This is a genomic window from Streptomyces sp. NPDC088707 (genome assembly GCF_044752725.1).
GTDB lineage: Bacteria > Actinomycetota > Actinomycetes > Streptomycetales > Streptomycetaceae > Streptomyces.
On sequence record NZ_JBIVLV010000020.1, the window covers coordinates 22,071 to 38,899 of the forward strand.

Annotated in this window: 17 protein-coding genes and 1 pseudogene; 9 read left to right on the plus strand and 9 right to left on the minus strand. The window is 72.1% G+C overall.

Features of this window, described 5'->3' with window-relative positions:
• Nucleotides 1-41: 41 nt before the first annotated feature.
• The gene (locus ACIP84_RS37580) at nucleotides 42-1,169 is read left to right on the plus strand and encodes a magnesium and cobalt transport protein CorA (protein ID WP_361859262.1); all 1,128 of its coding nucleotides are present in this window, start codon (nucleotides 42-44) and stop codon (nucleotides 1,167-1,169) included.
• Nucleotides 1,170-1,208: 39 nt separating this feature from the next.
• A complete protein-coding gene (locus ACIP84_RS37585) occupies nucleotides 1,209-1,718 on the plus strand; it encodes a hypothetical protein (RefSeq protein WP_355962389.1) in 510 nt (169 codons plus the stop codon).
• 86 nt (nucleotides 1,719-1,804) lie between these two features.
• Here ACIP84_RS37585 and ACIP84_RS37590 read toward each other — a convergent pair whose 3' ends face one another.
• Nucleotides 1,805-2,563, minus strand: coding sequence for a hypothetical protein (locus ACIP84_RS37590; RefSeq protein ID WP_401804665.1), 759 nt, complete (start codon nucleotides 2,561-2,563; stop codon nucleotides 1,805-1,807).
• 270 nt (nucleotides 2,564-2,833) lie between these two features.
• Here ACIP84_RS37590 and ACIP84_RS37595 point away from each other — a divergent pair, with 270 nt between their 5' ends.
• The 3 genes from ACIP84_RS37595 to ACIP84_RS37605 are packed head-to-tail and all read left to right on the plus strand — an operon-like array spanning nucleotide 2,834 to nucleotide 5,866.
• Complete coding sequence (locus ACIP84_RS37595; RefSeq protein WP_355962382.1) at nucleotides 2,834-4,117, plus strand: magnesium transporter MgtE N-terminal domain-containing protein; 1,284 nt, start codon at nucleotides 2,834-2,836, stop codon at nucleotides 4,115-4,117.
• Nucleotides 4,107-4,688, plus strand: coding sequence for a DUF1003 domain-containing protein (locus ACIP84_RS37600; protein ID WP_401804669.1), 582 nt, complete (start codon nucleotides 4,107-4,109; stop codon nucleotides 4,686-4,688). The genes ACIP84_RS37595 and ACIP84_RS37600 overlap by 11 nt, the downstream gene beginning before the upstream one ends.
• A gap of 44 nt (nucleotides 4,689-4,732) precedes the next feature.
• Nucleotides 4,733-5,866 (plus strand): Mrp/NBP35 family ATP-binding protein, encoded by a 1,134-nt coding sequence (locus tag ACIP84_RS37605; RefSeq protein WP_355962378.1) that lies wholly within the window; start codon nucleotides 4,733-4,735, stop codon nucleotides 5,864-5,866.
• A 96-nt stretch (nucleotides 5,867-5,962) separates the two neighbouring features.
• Here the strand turns inward: ACIP84_RS37605 and ACIP84_RS37610 are convergent, their stop codons facing one another.
• The 5 genes from ACIP84_RS37610 to sigE form a co-directional block, all read right to left on the minus strand.
• Nucleotides 5,963-6,589 (minus strand): hypothetical protein, encoded by a 627-nt coding sequence (locus ACIP84_RS37610; RefSeq protein ID WP_355962376.1) that lies wholly within the window; start codon nucleotides 6,587-6,589, stop codon nucleotides 5,963-5,965.
• 74 nt (nucleotides 6,590-6,663) lie between these two features.
• Nucleotides 6,664-7,149, minus strand: coding sequence for a sec-independent translocase (locus ACIP84_RS37615; protein WP_401804672.1), 486 nt, complete (start codon nucleotides 7,147-7,149; stop codon nucleotides 6,664-6,666).
• A gap of 91 nt (nucleotides 7,150-7,240) precedes the next feature.
• Entirely contained in the window at nucleotides 7,241-9,199 is a 1,959-nt protein-coding gene (locus ACIP84_RS37620; protein WP_401804675.1) for a trypsin-like peptidase domain-containing protein, read from the minus strand.
• Nucleotides 9,200-9,277: 78 nt separating this feature from the next.
• Complete coding sequence (locus ACIP84_RS37625) at nucleotides 9,278-10,222, minus strand: anti-sigma factor family protein (protein ID WP_401804678.1); 945 nt, start codon at nucleotides 10,220-10,222, stop codon at nucleotides 9,278-9,280.
• Nucleotides 10,219-10,977: an RNA polymerase sigma factor SigE gene (gene sigE / locus ACIP84_RS37630; RefSeq protein WP_266969000.1), complete on the minus strand. Its 759-nt coding sequence runs from the start codon at nucleotides 10,975-10,977 to the stop codon at nucleotides 10,219-10,221. The genes ACIP84_RS37625 and sigE overlap by 4 nt, the downstream gene beginning before the upstream one ends.
• A gap of 142 nt (nucleotides 10,978-11,119) precedes the next feature.
• Between sigE and ACIP84_RS37635 the strand changes: the two genes are divergently transcribed.
• Entirely contained in the window at nucleotides 11,120-11,785 is a 666-nt protein-coding gene (locus ACIP84_RS37635) for an O-methyltransferase (protein WP_355962367.1), read from the plus strand.
• Nucleotides 11,786-11,950: 165 nt separating this feature from the next.
• Here the strand turns inward: ACIP84_RS37635 and ACIP84_RS37640 are convergent, their stop codons facing one another.
• On the minus strand, nucleotides 11,951-12,118 hold the full coding sequence (locus tag ACIP84_RS37640) for a DUF3117 domain-containing protein (RefSeq protein WP_009997451.1): 168 nt from the start codon (nucleotides 12,116-12,118) through the stop codon (nucleotides 11,951-11,953).
• A 312-nt stretch (nucleotides 12,119-12,430) separates the two neighbouring features.
• Here ACIP84_RS37640 and ACIP84_RS37645 point away from each other — a divergent pair, with 312 nt between their 5' ends.
• The 3 genes from ACIP84_RS37645 to ACIP84_RS37655 all read left to right on the plus strand — a co-directional run bounded on the left by ACIP84_RS37645 (nucleotide 12,431) and on the right by ACIP84_RS37655 (nucleotide 15,833).
• A complete protein-coding gene (locus ACIP84_RS37645; protein WP_401804683.1) occupies nucleotides 12,431-13,234 on the plus strand; it encodes an enoyl-CoA hydratase/isomerase family protein in 804 nt (267 codons plus the stop codon).
• A gap of 84 nt (nucleotides 13,235-13,318) precedes the next feature.
• Complete coding sequence (locus ACIP84_RS37650) at nucleotides 13,319-14,569, plus strand: FG-GAP-like repeat-containing protein (protein WP_401804686.1); 1,251 nt, start codon at nucleotides 13,319-13,321, stop codon at nucleotides 14,567-14,569.
• A 31-nt stretch (nucleotides 14,570-14,600) separates the two neighbouring features.
• A complete protein-coding gene (locus ACIP84_RS37655) occupies nucleotides 14,601-15,833 on the plus strand; it encodes an FG-GAP-like repeat-containing protein (RefSeq protein ID WP_401804688.1) in 1,233 nt (410 codons plus the stop codon).
• A gap of 24 nt (nucleotides 15,834-15,857) precedes the next feature.
• On the opposite strand, the gene ACIP84_RS37660 is transcribed toward ACIP84_RS37655, so the two are convergent.
• Nucleotides 15,858-16,445, minus strand: coding sequence for a DNA-3-methyladenine glycosylase I (locus ACIP84_RS37660; RefSeq protein WP_401804690.1), 588 nt, complete (start codon nucleotides 16,443-16,445; stop codon nucleotides 15,858-15,860).
• Nucleotides 16,446-16,459: 14 nt separating this feature from the next.
• Nucleotides 16,460-16,768: pseudogene (locus ACIP84_RS37665) on the minus strand (hypothetical protein); the annotation flags it as partial.
• Nucleotides 16,769-16,829 lie beyond the last annotated feature (61 nt).

The window sequence follows — 16,829 nt, forward strand, 5'->3', positions numbered from 1 at the left end:
TTCCACGATCGCCGACGGCTTCTCCGTGAAGGAGCATGCCCATGTCGATGATCCGTGACCTGCGCGCCGCCGTCCGTCCGAGCCTGCGGCACCCCCTGCGCAAGACCCCCACCACGTACACCTCGTACGACCCCACCCGCGACCACACGGCCTCCAGCGCCGTGGTCGACTGCGCCGTCTACCGCGACGGACGCCGCGTCGACGACCGCGAGTGCCTCACCCCGCGCGGCGCCATGAGCCGCGTGCGGGAGAACGGCGGCTTCGCCTGGATCGGTCTGCACGAGCCGACCGAGGCCGAATTCGCCGGTATCGCCGCCGAGTTCGGGCTGCACCCGCTCGCCGTCGAGGACGCCGTCCACGCCCACCAGCGGCCCAAGCTGGAGCGGTACGACGACACCCTCTTCACCGTGTTCAAGACGATCCACTACGTCGAGCACACCGAACTCACCGCGACCAGCGAGGTCGTCGAGACCGGCGAGGTCATGTGCTTCACCGGACCCGACTTCGTCATCACCGTCCGGCACGGCGGCCAGGGCTCCCTGCGCAACCTCCGGCACCGCCTCCAGGGCGAGCCCGAGCTGCTCGCCAAAGGGCCCTCCGCGGTGCTGCACGCCCTCTCCGACCATGTCGTCGACGGCTACATCGCGGTCGCAGACGCCGTCGAACTCGACATCGACCAGCTGGAGATCGACGTCTTCTCGCCGGCCGCGAAGGGCTCGACGCGCGGCACGGACACCGGCCGGATCTACCAGCTGAAGCGTGAGGTACTGGAGTTCAAGCGGGCCGTCACGCCGCTGCTCCGCCCGATGCAGCTGCTCTCCGAGCGGCCCATGCGGCTGGTCGACCCCGACATCCAGAAGTACTTCCGGGACGTCGCCGACCACCTCGCACGGGTGCAGGAGCAGGTCGTCGGCTTCGACGAACTGCTCAACTCGATCCTCCAGGCCAACCTGGCGCAGGCGACCGTCGCGCAGAACGAGGACATGCGCAAGATCACCTCGTGGGCGGCGATCGTCGCCGTCCCCACGGCGGTCTGCGGCGTGTACGGCATGAACTTCGACCACATGCCCGAGCTGCACTGGAAGTACGGCTACCCGATGGTGCTGACCGGCATCGTCGCGATCTGCTTCACCATCCACCGCACGCTGAAGCGCAACGGCTGGCTGTGACCGCTCGGCCGCCGGGGGACATCCCCTAGGCTTCGGGCCATGACTGAAGAGCTGCTCGGGTCCGCCCTCGTCGAGGAGGCCACCAAGAAGTCCGGCCTGGTGTGGGTCCGCGGCACCGGCCCGGCCCGCGCGCTCTGGCACGTCTGGTCCGACGGCGCCGCGTTCGTCGTCGGCGACGGCCCCGGTGAGCAGCCGCTGCCGGGCCTGGTGGACGGCGGCACGGCCGAGGTCACGGTCCGCAGCAAGGACAAGGGCGGCCGGCTCGTCGCATGGACGGCCGCCGTGCGCGAGGTCCCGCCCGGTACCGAGGAGTGGGACGCGGCGGTCGCCGAGCTGAAGGGCAAGCGCCTCAACGCACCCGACGGCGAGGCCATGACGGGCCGCTGGGGGCGGGAGTGCCGGGTCCTGCGGCTCGACCCCCGGTCCTCGACCACGGAGCTGCCGGACGGCTCCCTGGCGGCCGTACCGCTGCCCTCGGCGGCCACGACCCGCGACCCGGTGCCGTCCGGCCTCCCGAAACTGCTGCTCAAGCGCCGCAAGCGGCGCTGAACCCGGCCCGGGCCCGGTCAAGCGACGCTGAACCCGGCCCGGGCCCGGTCAAGCGACGCTGAACCAGCCCCGGCCCCGCCCCGGGCTCAGGTCCTGGGCAGCTGCTTGCCGTAGTCGAGGATCTCCTCCTTCGACGGCTCGGCGAGCGGGAAGTCCTTGTTCCACTCGGAGAGGACCACCAGGCCCGCTCCCCCGCCCCGCGCGAACCGCAGCGGGTACGGGTCGCCCTGCAGCGCCACGTCGAGGGTGCCGCCCTCGCCGTCCGCGCCGCCCTTGACCTTGACCGTGCGGATCCCGCCGATCTGGTCCCGGTCGCCCTTGACCTTCTCCCCGTGCAGCCCGGTCAGCCCGGCGAGCAGCAGGTCCATGTCGGTGAAGCCGCGCAGCTGCTTGTACGCGGGGTCGCCCTGCGGCACCTTCACGTACTTGTCGTCGAGCTTGTCGGCGGCCTCGGCGTCGGCCTCCGTGGGCTCGTCACCGCCCGTGGTCTCGTGGGACCAGAAGTCCGCGTCCGCCTTCAGATAGAGCGCCTCACCGACCCGCAGCAGCTCGAAGGTGCTGTTCTTCGTCGTCACCGAGCCGGTGGCGCCGTCCTGCTTGAGGCGCATGTTCAGCTTGAAGGTGTCGCCCTTGCTGACCAGGCTGCCGGAGAGCCGTACCGCCGTCGCGGTGTCCGCGGCGGTCCGCGCCTTGCCCTCGATCTCGGCCGCGGAGAGCTTCCCGACCCCGTTGGTCCCCTCGTCCGGATCGGCGGCGCAGGCGGTGAGCGCCACGGTCAGGCCGGCGCAGAGCGCGAGCGGCACGACGGCCCGGTGGATACGCGACGACGCGGCACGAACGGCCATCAGCGCTGCCTCTCATGTCGTGGGGGACACGGACCGCGGCCCGTACGGGGGGGGACCCGGGCGGCGGTCTTCTGTTCTGGGGGTTCTGCCGGGCGGGAGGGCCGGCGTGCCGGTGGGGACGGCAGTCCGCAGCGTACCCGGGCCGGGTGACGTGCCCGGCAGCAGCCGTACGGAGGCACTGCCGGGGCGGGGCGGAACGGCACGGGCTAGCCTGAACCAGGCATAGCTCGGCAGTGACTCGAATCGTGCGGCACCGAGGAGGCGCGTGGCATGGCGGCAGGCGCCCCCCGGATCTTCGTCTCCCACCTCGCCGGAGTCCCGGTCTTCGACCCGGTCGGCGACCAGGTCGGCCGGGTCAGCGACCTGGTCGCCATGCTGCGGGTCGGCCGCAGGCCGCCGCGGCTGCTCGGCATGGTCGTGGAGGTCCTCAGCCGCCGCCGGGTGTTCGTGCCGATGACCCGGATCACCGGTGTGGAGTCCGGCCAGGTCATCACGACCGGCGTCGTCAACATGCGCCGGTTCGAACCGCGCCCCACCGAGCGCCTCGTCCTCGGCGAGCTCCTCGACCGGCGCGTCCGCCTCGTGGGGCCCGGCGGGCAGGAGGGCGAGGAGGTCACCGTCCTCGACGTCGCCATCCAGCAGCTGCCCGCCCGCCGCGACTGGGAGATCGACAAGGTCTTCGTCCGCAAGGGGAAGGGCGGGGTGCTGAGCCGCAAGGGCGAGACGCTGACGGTCGAGTGGTCGGGCGTCACCGGCTTCTCCCTGGAGGAGCACGGCCAGGGCGCCGAGAGCCTGGTCGCCACCTTCGAGAAGCTGCGCCCCGCCGACCTCGCCAACGCCCTGCACCACCTCCCGGCCAAGCGGCGTGTCGAGGTCGCCGCCGCACTCGACGACGACCGGCTCGCCGACGTCCTCGAAGAGCTGCCGGAGGACGACCAGATCGAGATCCTCGGCAAGCTGAAGGAGGAGCGCGCGGCCGACGTCCTGGAGGCGATGGACCCGGACGACGCGGCCGACCTGCTGTCCGAGCTGCCGGAGGAGGACAAGGAGCGGCTGCTGACGCTGATGCAGCCGGACGACGCGGCGGACGTCCGCCGGCTCCTGGCGTACGAGGAGCGCACGGCGGGCGGTCTGATGACGACCGAGCCGATCGTGCTGCGGCCGGACGCCACGGTCGCGGACGCGCTGGCCCGGGTCCGGCAGCAGGACCTGTCGCCGGCGCTGGCGGCGCAGGTGTACGTGTGCCGGCCGCCCGACGAGACGCCGACGGGCAAGTACCTGGGCACGGTGCACTTCCAGCGGCTCCTCCGCGATCCGCCGTTCACGCTGGTCAGCTCGCTCGTGGACAGCGATCTGCCGCCGCTCGGCCCGGCCACCCCGCTGCCGGCCGTCACCAGCTATCTCGCCGCGTACAACATGGTCGCGGCGCCCGTGGTCGACGAGAGCGGGTCGCTGCTCGGCGCGGTCACCGTCGACGACGTGCTCGACCATCTGCTGCCGGAGGACTGGCGCGAGACCGAGTTCCACGAGGAGGGAGCCGGGCATGGCGGCTGAGCGCACGCAGGACCGCGAGCGGGACCGTGACCGGGACCGGGAGCGCGACCGGCCGGGGCCCCGCATCCGGCTCGACCTGCCGCGCGAGCGGCGGGCCAAACTCCTCCCGGAGTACGACCCCGAGGCGTTCGGGCGGCTCTCGGAGCGGATCGCCCGCTTCCTGGGGACCGGGCGGTTCCTCGTCTGGATGACCCTGACGATCATCGTCTGGGTCGTCTGGAACATCTTCGCGCCGGGCCCGCTGAAGTTCGACGAGTACCCCTTCATCTTCCTGACGCTCGCGCTGTCCCTCCAGGCCTCGTACGCGGCCCCGCTGATCCTGCTCGCGCAGAACCGGCAGGACGACCGGGACCGGGTCAACCTCGAACAGGACCGGAAGCAGAACGAGCGGTCGATCGCGGACACCGAGTACCTCACCCGGGAGATCGCGGCGCTGCGGATGGGCCTCGGCGAGGTGGCCACCCGCGACTGGATCCGCTCGGAGCTCCAGGACCTGATCAAGGAGCTGGAGGAGCGCCGGGATCTATTCCCGTCGGCCGACACCCGGGGAAGTGACGTACCCGACCGTTGACAGGCCTTTCATGGGGCGGTGGTCGGCGCCGTACCATCGTCGGTATGGCTATGGAAGACGCGGTGCTCGAAGCACTGGCGACGGTGAACGACCCCGAGATCAACAAACCGATCACTGAGCTCGGCATGGTCAAGTCGGTGGAGATCGAACCGGACGGCAAGGTCGCCGTCACGGTCTACCTGACCGTCTCCGGCTGCCCGATGCGCGAGACCATCACCCAGCGGGTGACCGACGCGGTCTCAGGCGTCGAGGGCGTCACCGGCGTCGACGTCTCGCTGGACGTGATGAGCGACGAGCAGCGCAAGGAGCTCGCGGCGGCGCTGCGCGGCACGACCGCCGAGCGCGAGGTGCCGTTCGCGAAGCCCGGCTCGCTGACCCGGGTGTACGCGGTCGCCTCCGGCAAGGGTGGCGTCGGCAAGTCGTCCGTCACCGTGAACCTGGCCGCGGCGATGGCCGCCGACGGTCTGAAGGTCGGCGTCGTCGACGCCGACATCTACGGCCACAGCGTGCCGCGGATGCTGGGCGCGGACGGCCGTCCGACCCAGGTCGAGAACATGATCATGCCGCCGTCGGCGAACGGCGTGAAGGTCATCTCCATCGGCATGTTCACCCCGGGCAACGCGCCGGTGGTGTGGCGCGGCCCGATGCTGCACCGCGCGCTCCAGCAGTTCCTCGCGGACGTGTACTGGGGCGACCTGGACGTCCTCCTGCTCGACCTGCCCCCGGGCACGGGCGACATCGCGATCTCGGTCGCGCAGCTCGTGCCGAACGCGGAGATCCTGGTCGTCACCACCCCGCAGCAGGCCGCGGCCGAGGTCGCCGAGCGGGCCGGCTCCATCGCCGTCCAGACCCACCAGAAGATCGTCGGTGTCGTCGAGAACATGGCGGGCCTGCCGTGCCCGCACTGCGACGAGATGGTCGACGTGTTCGGCACGGGCGGCGGCCAGCGGGTCGCCGACGGTCTGACGCAGACCACGGGCGCGACGGTCCCGGTCCTCGGCTCGATCCCGATCGACGTACGGCTCCGCGAGGGCGGCGACGAGGGTAGGCCGGTCGTCCTCTCCGACCCGGACTCCCCGGCGGGCGCGGCCCTCCGCTCGATCGCCGGCAAGCTCGGCGGCCGCCAGCGAGGCCTCTCGGGCATGAGCCTGGGCATCACGCCGCGCAACAAGTTCTGAGCTCGTGAAGAAGGGCGCCCCCGAGGGGGCGCCCTTCTTCATGCCGTCAGGGCCGCCAGGCCGTCAGGCCCTCACGACCGTCAGGCCGTCAGGCCGTCAGGCGTACGCGTCCAGGTCCTTGATCTGGGCGAACCCGAGCCCGTACGCGCTCATCCCCCGCCCGTACGCCCCGATGTGCACCCCGGCGGCGGACCCCGCGAGGACCCACCCGAACTCCGACTCGCGGTAGTGGAACGGCATCGGCACCCCGTCCACCGGAAGGGACAGCGTCGTCCACTCCGCCCCGTCGAGGTCGTCGGCCAGCTCGAACGCCGTCTCGGTCTGCTGGTCCAGCCAGTTGTCCCGCGTCGCGTGGTCGAGCGAGGGGGGCCAGGTGTGGACGAGCAGCCCCGAGCCTGCCAGCCAGGCCGCCGAGGACACGGTGGTGGCGTCGAGGACGCCCGTGCCGTCCCCGGTCCGCCGGACCGGGCTCGCGGCCACCGTCACGACGACCGCGAACCGCTCCTTCTCCGCGCCGCTCGCGTCCGTCTTTATCGACGGCGTCTCACCGTGCCCGGTCGAACCGTGCTGCACGCTGCCGTCCGCCGCCGTGCCCACCTGCATCAGCCAGCGCGGCCCGGTGAACGCCTCGTCCAGGCCGTACCAGGCGAACGACGCGCGCAGATAGCCCTCGGCGGTCCGCCGGGCCAGGGGTACGCCCTCCACCCGACTCGTGGTCTCCATCTCGGCCGCCTCCTCGTTCCGTCAACAGAGGGAGGATAGCCACCTGGACGCGTCGGGTTGGTGACAGCCCGTCGTCAGGTCGCGTCGGAGTCGTACGGAGGACGCTCCGCAGTGCCCGGATCGTCTCGCTTGTCCTGCTTCTTCAGCAGGTCGGGAGTGCCGTTGGCGGAGGTGACGGCGCCGGAGGAAGCACCGGCCGACGGGGAGCCGTTGACGGCCGAGGGCTGCGGCTCACGGCCGTGGACCGCGTCGGCGACGTCGTTCATCTCCTTCTTGAGGTCGAAGCTGCCGCGCAGCTCCTTGAGATCCCGGAGGTCTTCGTTCTGCTCCATCTGCTTGCGGAGGAACGTCTTCGGGTTGAGGTCCTCGAACTCGAAGTCCTTGAACTCCGGCCCCAGCTCGCTGCGGATGTCCTCCTTCGCGCTGTCCGAGAACTCACGGACCTTCCTGATGAAGCGCGAGACGTCCTGGATGACCTTCGGGAGCTTGTCCGGCCCGAAGACGAGCACGGCGAGGACGACGAGCGTCACCAGCTCGAGTGCGCCTATGTCGCTGAACACCTAGTAGCTCCTTCATGCCGGTCAAGGGCCCGGTCCACGGTACCCGCCGAAACTGCCGGACGGGTACCTCCCGGTGTCGGCCGCATGGCGCTCAGGTGCCCGTGGACGAGCCGAGCGTCAACGTCTTTGTCAGCTCTTTGCCGTCCCGGGTCAGGGTGAGCTCCAGCCGGTCGCCGGGGCGGTGGGCGCGGATCTTCACGATCAGCTCCTCGCCGTTGTGCACGCGCTGGCCGTCGACCTTGGTGATGACGTCGCCGGGGCGGAGCCCCGCCGTCGCGGCCGGGCCGCCGGGCGTGACGGAGGCGGAGCCGTCCTTGCCCTTCTCGCCGACCCGGGCGCCGTCGCCGTTGAACTGCATGTCGAGGCTCACACCGATGACGGGGTGGGTGGCCTTGCCGGTGTTGATGAGCTCCTCGGCGACGCGCTTGCCCTGGTTGATCGGTATGGCGAAGCCGAGGCCGATGGAGCCGGGCTGGGAGGCGCTGCCGCCCTCGCCCTCTCCCGAGCCGCCGCCGGCCGCGCGGATGGCGCTGTTGATGCCGATGACCCGGCCCTTGGAGTCGAGGAGCGGGCCGCCGGAGTTGCCCGGGTTGATGGGCGCGTCGGTCTGGAGGGCGTCGACGTAGCTGATGTCGCTGCCGTCGCCCTTCTCGCCGCCGGCGGTGATCGGCCGCTCCATGGCGCTGATGATGCCGGAGGTGACCGTGTTGGAGAGGTCGAACGGGGCGCCGATGGCGACGACGGGGTCGCCGACACGGACGTTGTCGGAGTTGCCGAGCGGCAGCGGCTTGAGGCCGGAGACGCCGGTGACCTGGACGACGGCGAGGTCGTAGCCGGTGTCCTTGCCGACGACCTTGGCGCGGGCGGTCTCGCCGCTGGAGAAGGTCACCGAGATGTCGCGGGAGGACTGGGCCCCGTCGACGACGTGGTTGTTGGTGAGGATGTGGCCCTTGGTGTCGAGGACGAAGCCGGTGCCGGTGCCGGACGAACCGCCGCCCTTGACGTGCAGGGTGACGACGCCGGGCAGGGCGCTGGCCGCGATGCCGGCCACGCTGTCCGGGGCCCGGTCGGTGTCACCGCCGTCCGCCTGCGGCAGTTCGACGGTGGTGATCCCGCCGTTCCGCTCGACGTACGCGCCGATGCCGCCGCCGATGACTCCGGTGACGAGGGCGAAGACGAGCGCCCCGGCGATGGCGAGCCCCTTGCGGGACTTCCTCGCGGGCAGCGGCGGCAGCCCGGCCCCGCCGGCCCCCCAGGGGTCGTACTGCACCCAGGGAGCGCCGGCCTGCGGCGGCACGCCGCCACCCTGCGCGTGCAGCGGGGGCTGGGGGTGCGGCTGAGGGTGCGGCAGCGCGTGCGGCTGGGACTGCGGCGGTACGGGGGGTACGGGGGCCTGCTGCGGCGCTACGGGCGCCGGGGGGCGCTGTACGGGCGGCGCGGGCGCCCACGGGCCGGGCTCGCCGTAGGGCGGCGTCCGGTACTCGTCGGGCGCGTGCAGGGGCGTCGGGGCGGGTGCGGCGGGCGCCGGGCCGGCCGCGGCCGGAGAGGCCTCGCCCGCCGATCCGTCGGGCGCGGATACGTTGGTCGCGGATGCGCCGGTCGCGGATCCGTCGGTCACCGGGAGGGTCTCGGTCGCCTGAGCCGCGGTCAGCTGCGCGCCGGTCACCGGGAGGGCCTCGGTCGGGGCCGCGTCCGCCGGGACCGTGTCCACCGGAGCGGGAGCCTCGCTCTTGGTCAGCAGCACGGCGGGGGCGCCGGTGGGGGCATCGGCGGGCGCGGGCGCGCCGGCGGCCCGGGGTATCACCGCGGTGTCCCCCGCCTCGGCCGCGGCCACATCCGTCACATCGGCCACGCCGGTGCCGGCGTCCGGTGCCTCGGGCGCTTCGGTCGACGGCTGCGGCGCGGGCAGCGGAAAGTCGCCGTCGGCGTCATCCGCGGCGACGGCCGTGACGCCCTCCGTGAGGTCGTCGGCCGGAGGCGGCGAGGGTATCCGTGCCGCCTCCGGTGCGCTCGACGGCCGGCTCCACCAGTTCGGCTTCCCGTTGTTCATGCTCTCCCCGCAACCCGCTGACCCGTCCGCGCCCCCTTGGGCGGGCGCCCCTGTCCCTGGATTCAACCAGGTCGCGGGTCAGCGGTGGGAGCCGAGCGGCGCGGTGGTCGGGCTGGGCGCCGGACCGGGTCCGGGCCCGAAGGCCAGTCGGAGCGCCGGCCCCGTCGGTCGTATGAACGGCGAGAGGGCCAGGAACGACTGCGTGGCCGGGTCCCGGAGCCGCACCGCCACCAGCGGCATGGCCGGGGAACGCACCGCGTCGGGCGGGACCGCGCCCGCCGGGACGGTGCCCGGACCGACCGGCGACACCGGCCCGTGCGGCAGCGCCTGCGGGGTCCCGGGAGTCAGCGGAGCCCCCGACGCCACCGGCGAGCCGTCAACGGACTGGGCACCGCGCTCGCCGGAGCGCGTACCCCGGGAGACGGCCGTGCCGCCGCCGGGGCCCGTCGCAGTGGCACGCAGCGGAGTGACCGCCGTACCGGTGCCCTGGCCGCCGCGCCCGCTCGCGTTCACCGAGGACTCCAGCGGCAGGGTGCCGCCGAGGGCGATGGCCGCGAACGAGACGGCGCTGGCCGCCGCGAAGGCGAAGCGCCGACCGCGCCAGGACGTCCCGCGGTCGCCGACCTCGTGGATGCGGAAGCCGGTCTGCGGGGCGGAGTGTCCGGGGTGCGGGGTGACGACGGCCGCCGTGGCGAAGCCGTCGGACCTCATGCCGCCCGCGCCGAGGAGTTCTTCGAGGGGGCCTCTCGGTCCGCCGGGGCCTCCCGGCTCACCGGGGCCCCCGGGTAGCCCCTGCAGCCGGGCGAGGAATCCCTCCGAGGGCGGCGGAGGAGCCGCCGAGGCGAACACGCTCTTGAGGGTGCGCTGCGCGTCGGCCTCCGCCTTGCAGCGGGCGCAGGTCGCGAGGTGGGCGAGGACCCGCTCGCGGGCGTCATGGCCGAGCTCGCCGTCGACCAGCGCGGCCAGCCGGTCCCCGAGGTGGTGCTCCGCCGGGGTCGGTGACGAGGGACGTGTGCCGCTCACGCTGTCCCTGCCTCCCATCCGACGGAGGCCAGGGCACGCTCCGCCCGTGCCTCGGGCGAGCGGTGCTTGAGGGCCTTGCGCAGGTGGGAGCGCCCCCGGTGGATGCGGCTGCGGACGGTGCCGAGCTTGACACCGAGGGTCGCGGCGATCTCCTCGTACGACAGTCCTTCGATGTCGCAGAGGACGACCGCGGCGCGGAACTCGGGCGCGAGGGTGTCGAGGGCCTGCTGCACGTCGGCGTCGAAGTGGGTGTCGTTGAACACCTGCTGCGGCGAGGGCTCACGGCTGGGCAGCCGCTCGGCGGCGTCGTCGGCGAGCGCGTCGAAGCGGATGCGCTGCTTGCGGCGGACCATGTCGAGGAAGAGGTTGGTGGTGATGCGGTGGAGCCACCCCTCGAAGGTGCCCGGCGTGTACGTCGACAGCGAGCGGAAGACGCGGACGAAGACCTCCTGGGTCAGGTCCTCGGCGTCGTGCTGGTTGCCGGTCAGCCGGTAGGCGAGGCGGTACACCCGGCCGCTGTGCGTGCTGACGATCTCCTCCCAGGTGGGTGGAGTCCACGCCTGCGATTCCGCATCCGATGCGAAGGTCGCGGTGGTGGGAGCGGAGTCGGCGGTGCGGATTCGGTCAGCGGTGTCGGTCACGGATTTCGGCTCACCCGCCGACCTGAGAAGACGCCGAAGCACTCCTCCCCGATCCCCAGGCGCAGCCGCACCTCCCCTGTCGGCTCTGGTGGTGTCCAGTGGAGCCCCTACCATAGCCACCTCGCCCGTTAGCTCCGGATAAGAATCTTTACGCGAATTTGGAGCCGGGTCCCCCGGCTTCCTCCTGCCGCGTCCTTCCCCTGGTGAACGCCCGGTCCCATCTGCGGGTTCCCGCTGACAGCGGATACAGTCACCGTTGCGTCAACTACGGGGACAGGAGAGGGCCATTACCGCCAACCGGCAGACGAGCTGGTCGTTCGCCGACGCCTTCGTCGCCGAGGACGAAGCTCTGCGCTGGGCCCGGGAGCGGGCCCGGGAGGCAGGGCTGCCCTCGGTGTCGCCGGGCACCGGTGGGGCGCTGCGCCTGCTCGCGGCCACGGCGGACGCGAAGGCGGTGGCGGAGATCGGCACGGGCACCGGGGTGTCGGGCATCTATCTGCTGCTCGGCATGCGGCCGGACGGCGTCCTGACCACGGTGGACCTCCAGCCGGAGCGGCAGCAGCTCGCCAAGACGGCGTTCCGCGCGGCGGGCTTCGCGGGCAACCGGGCGCGGTTCATCCCCGGCCGGGCACTGGACGTCCTGCCCCGGCTCGCGGACGGCGGATACGACCTCGTGTTCTGCGACGGCGACCGGCTCGAGTACCTGGACTACCTCGCTGAATCGTTGCGCCTGCTGCGGCCCGGCGGGCTCGTCTGCTTCGAGGGCGTCTTCGCGGACGGCCGCACGGTCGACTCGTCGGCGCAGCCGGCCGAGGTCCAGCGCGTCCGCGAGCTGCTGCGCACGGTGCGGGAGAGCCAGGAGCTCATCCCCTCCCTGCTGCCGGTGGGCGACGGCCTGCTGTGCGCGGTCCGCCGCGGCTGAGAGGCCCGGACCCGCCGCACCGCCCCGACGCCCGCGCCGCCGCGACGGCTTTCCGTCTCCGGCCGCGACGGCCTTCCCGCCTCCGCCCTGCCCCCTCCCCCGGACACACCACTGCCCCGGCACGGGCGTACCGTGCCGGGGCAGTGCTCAGGATGCGAGGGAAGGTCAGCCGACGACCTTCTTCAGGGCGTCGCCCAGCGCCTCGGCCTCGTCGGGAGTCAGCTCGACGACAAGCCGACCGCCGCCTTCGAGCGGAACGCGCATGACGATGCCCCGCCCCTCCTTGGTCACCTCGAGCGGGCCATCACCCGTCCGCGGCTTCATGGCCGCCATGCTTGTTCCCCTTCCTGAAACCAGCTCATTGTCAGCCGGGCAGCTCCATGACCTGGAGCACGCGTCACCGGCTTCGAACACATTGCTTCCAGGTCATTATCCCGCATGGCAGGACCCGATGACCAACATCGAATGGCATCGCTTGCGCAACGCGCTCTCTCAAAACCCCACATTTCGGCGATCGGCCTGCGATACTTCGCCGCTCGGCGTCCGGCCGAGCCCTTCAAATCTTTGACGCAGCTCACATGGGCGGGGCGGGTGATGTCCGCCATGCTGTGCAGGTCAACCACGCAAAGAGGCGAAGGGAACCCCATGGCCGACACGGTGCTGTACGAGGTGAGCGACGGGCTCGCCACCATCACGCTCAACCGCCCCGAGGCCATGAACGCGATGAACGTCGCGGCGAAAGTCGCCCTCCGCGACGCGGCCGAGACGGCCGCGGCGGACCCCGCCGTAAGGGCGGTGCTGCTCACCGCGGCGGGCGAGCGGGCGTTCTGCGTCGGTCAGGACCTGAAGGAACACGTGGGTCTGCTCGTGTCGGACCACGAGAACGGCACCCAGGAGACCATGAACACGGTCCGGGACCACTACAACCCGATCACCAGGGCGCTCGCGGGCATGCGGAAGCCCGTCGTGGCCGGGGTGAACGGTGTCGCGGCCGGGGCCGGCTTCGGCTTCGCGCTCGCGGCCGACTACCGGGTGGTCGCGGACACCGCCTCGTTCAACACCTCCTTCGCGGGGGTCGCGTTGACCGCCGACTCGGGCATGTCCTGGACGCTCCCCCGGGTGATCGGCCCGAGCCGCGCCGCCGACCTGCTGCTCTTCCCGCGCTCGATCACCGCCCAGGAGGCGTACGAGCTGGGCATCGCGAACCGCGTGGTCCCGGCCGCCGACCTCCCCGCCGAGGCCCAGAAGGTGGCCCGCAAGCTGGCGGAGGGCCCGACGGTGGCGTACGCGGCCCTGAAGAAGTCCCTCGCCTACGGCGCCGACCACTCCCTGTCCGAGGCCCTGGACATGGAGGAGGAGCTCCAGAACCGCGCGGGCGCCTCCGAGGACCACACGATCGCGGTCCGCGCGTTCATCGCCAAGGAGAAGCCGAAGTACCTGGGCCGCTGACAGACCCCGGAACCGGTTCGTACGGGTGGTGGGCGCGTCTATAAGATCCGCTCACCGTTCGTACGCACTTACCTGGGGGGTTCCGTGCGTCCTTCTCCTTCGGCGCGCCTTCTTCGCGGCGCGCTGACGGCGGGTCTGGCCCTGGGCCTGTCCGCCACCGTCCTGTCCTCGACCGCGCAGGCGGCCGGCGGCGCCGAGCGCTGTCCGCAGGGCTCTCTCTGCGTCTTCAGCCAGCCGCTGTACCAGGGCGACATGCTCGTCATCAGGACGCCGATGCTGTCCCTGGGCGCCTGGGACAACCGCATCCGGTCCTTCGTCAACAACCACGACGGCGTCTACGCCGTGTGCTTCTACCCGGAGCCCGGTCTCGCCCCCGAGGGCTCCGTCTGGCTCTACAACTCGACTTCCTTCGACGAGAGCCAGAACCCCGAGCTCGACAAGACGATCAGCTCCATCGACATCGGCCCCGAGTCGGACGACTTCTGCGGCTGGGAGAGCCGCTACCCGACCCTCTCCGAAGCCCTGGAGCCCCGGCCCACGCCGCTGCCCGCGACGGGCGCCTTCGGCGACATCGACCGCGACGGATACGCCGACGTCCTCAGTCGCGACTCCTTCGGCCGGCTGTGGTCCGTACACGGCTCGGTCCCGCACAGTCCCAGTACCGGCCGACTCCTGGGCGGCGGCTGGAACGCCATGACGATGCTGACCCGGCACGGCGACCAGGACGGCGACGGCAACGAGGACGTCTACGCCCGCGACGGTGCCGGCTCCCTGTGGCTCTACCCCGGCGACGGCAAGCGCGCCTTCAAGCCCCGCCGCCTCATCGGCGGCGGCTGGAACTCCCTGCGGGACCTGACCGCGGCGGGCGACCTGACGGGCGACGGCAAGGGCGACCTGCTCGCCGTCGACACGACCGGAGTCCTGTGGACGTACCCGGGCAATGGCAAGGGCTGGTTCGGCGCCCGCACGAAGGTCGGCGGCGGCTGGAAGGCGATCAACGAGCTCGTCGGCGCCGGGGACATGAACTCCGACAAGAAGGCCGACCTGATCGCCCGCGACACAGCGGGCAAGCTCTGGCTCTACCCCGGCAACGGCCACGGCTGGTTCGGCGCCCGCAAGCTGATCGGCAGCGGCGGCTGGAACGGCCACAAGGAGCTCGCGGGCCTCGGCGACATCACCGGCGACGGCCGGCCCGACCTGGTCGCACACGCCTCGGGCGCCCCGTTCGGCTGGGACGGCCACACCTACCTGCTGGTCTACCCAGGCACCGGCGACGGACGTCTCCGTGCCCCGCTGTCCTTCGGCCAGCTTCGCAGCAGCAGCTTCGTCTTCTGACCTTCCTCCGACCAGGAACGGATCCCGTGCCATGACGCGCACCTCTGGAATCCGGCGCGCCGTCGCCGCCGCCGTGACCACCGCGGCCACCCTCGCGACGATGCTGGCCTCCGCGCCCGCCGCGTCGGCCGACGAGTACCGCTGCCCCGCGGGCAGCTTCTGCGTCTTCCAGTACCCCCGCTTCGGCGGCCAGATGAAGATCGTCTCGGTCAGTCAGCCCACCCTGGGCACCTGGAACAACACGATCTCGTCCTACATCAACCGCAGCAACAGATGGGCGGTCGCCCACCAGGACGCCCACTACGGCGGCAACAACAGCCTGGTCATCGGCCCCCGTCAGCCCGTCGGCTCCGACCTCAGCTGGGAGTCCTGGTCCGAGCTGGACAACTCGATCAGCTCGATCCGGATGGCGGACACCCAGTGGGAGGCCGAGACCGGTCAGGCATGGATCGACTGGGACACGAGCACCACTCCACGCCCGGACGGACTCCCGGCCCAGTCCAGGTTCGGCGACCTCGACAACGACGGCACCGCCGACCTGCTCGAACGCGACGGAGCCGGCCGGCTCTGGTTCCTCGACGGCGTACGCGACGCCGACGGGAGGACCAAGGGCGTCCTGGTCGGCGGCGGCTGGGGCGCCATGAACGCGCTCGTCCGCCACGGCGACCACGACGGCGACGGCAACGAGGACGTCTACGCCCGCGACCGGGCCGGCGTGCTGTGGCTCTACCCGGGCAACGGCAAGGGCTGGTTCAAGCCCCGCCTCAAGGTCGGCGGCGGCTGGAACACCATGAAGGAGATCGAGGCCGTCGGGGACATCACCGGCGACGGCCGCCGCGACCTTGTCGCCCGGGACACCGCCGGTGTCCTCTGGACGTACCCGGGCAACGGCCGCGGCGGGTTCGGTGCCCGCACAAAGGTCGGCGGCGGCTGGGGTGCCATGAACGCGCTCGCGGCGCCCGGCGACATGAACCGGGACGGCAGGTCCGACCTGGTCGCCCGCGACGGCTCCCGCACCCTCTGGCTCTACCCGGGGAACGGCCGGGGGTCCTTCGGCGCCCGCGTCAGGCTGCCGTACGCCTGGCCGTCGGACACCCTGCTCATCGCCACCGGCGATGTGACCGGAGACGGCCTCGGCGACATCATCAGGACGATCGAGAGCTCCTCGCTGTACGTGTACGCGAACAACGGCTCCGGTGGCCTGCGCACCCCGGAGTTCGAGACGGGCTACGACACCACCTCGGACTCCGTCCACGTCTTCTGACCTGACGGGCACAACGGCCCGGGGCTACGTCCCGCCCCGGGCCACGCAGCCCTTCACATGGTCGTCGACCAGCCCGCACGCCTGCATCAGGGCGTAGGCCGTCGTCGGGCCGATGAAGCGGAGGCCTCGCTTCTTGAGGGCCTTCGACAGGGCCGTGGACTCGTCCGTGACCGCCGGGACGTCCGCGAACGTACGCGGGACGGGGCGGGTCCTCGGATCGGGGGCGTACGACCAGATCAGCTCGTCCAGTTCGCCCGGGGCCCAGTCGGCCAGCAGCTTCGCGTTGGCCAGGGTCGCGTCGATCTTGGCGCGGTTGCGGATGATGCCCTCGTCCACGAGGAGCCGCTCGCGGTCCGCCTCGCCGAACTCGGCGACCGAGGCGATCCGGAAACCGGCGAACGCCGCCCTGAATCCCTCGCGGCGGCGCAGGATCGTGATCCACGACAGACCCGACTGGAACGCCTCCAGGCAGAGCCGCTCGAACAGCGCGTCGTCGCCGTGGACCGCGCGGCCCCACTCCTCGTCGTGGTAAGCCACGTAGTCCTCGGTCGACAGGCCCCAGGGGCAGCGCAGCCGCCCGTCCGGGCCCGGCACCGCCCCGCCGGCCGTCACGCCCGCCCGTCCTCTCCGTCACCGGCGGCGGCCGCTCCCGCGAGCGCCTCCTCCAGCTCGGAGATCCGGGCGTCCCGCTCGGCCAGCTCGGCGCCGAGGCGGACCAGCACGTCGTCCACGTCCGCCATCCGGTAGCCGCGGACCGCGACGGGGAGACGGAGCGCCTCGACGTCCGCGCGGTCGACCGGCCGGGCGGCCGGGAGCGGGTCGACGAGCTCCTCGGGCGCCACGTCGGGCAGCACCTCACTGTCGCCGCCGCCGACCACGGCCAGGGTCACCGCGGCCACGACCACGACCATCGTGATGAGCAGAAACCAGAACACCTGCGTGCCTCTCCCCGGAGTGGAAAACGTCCCGTGCCGATCGTGCCATGTGCCACCGACA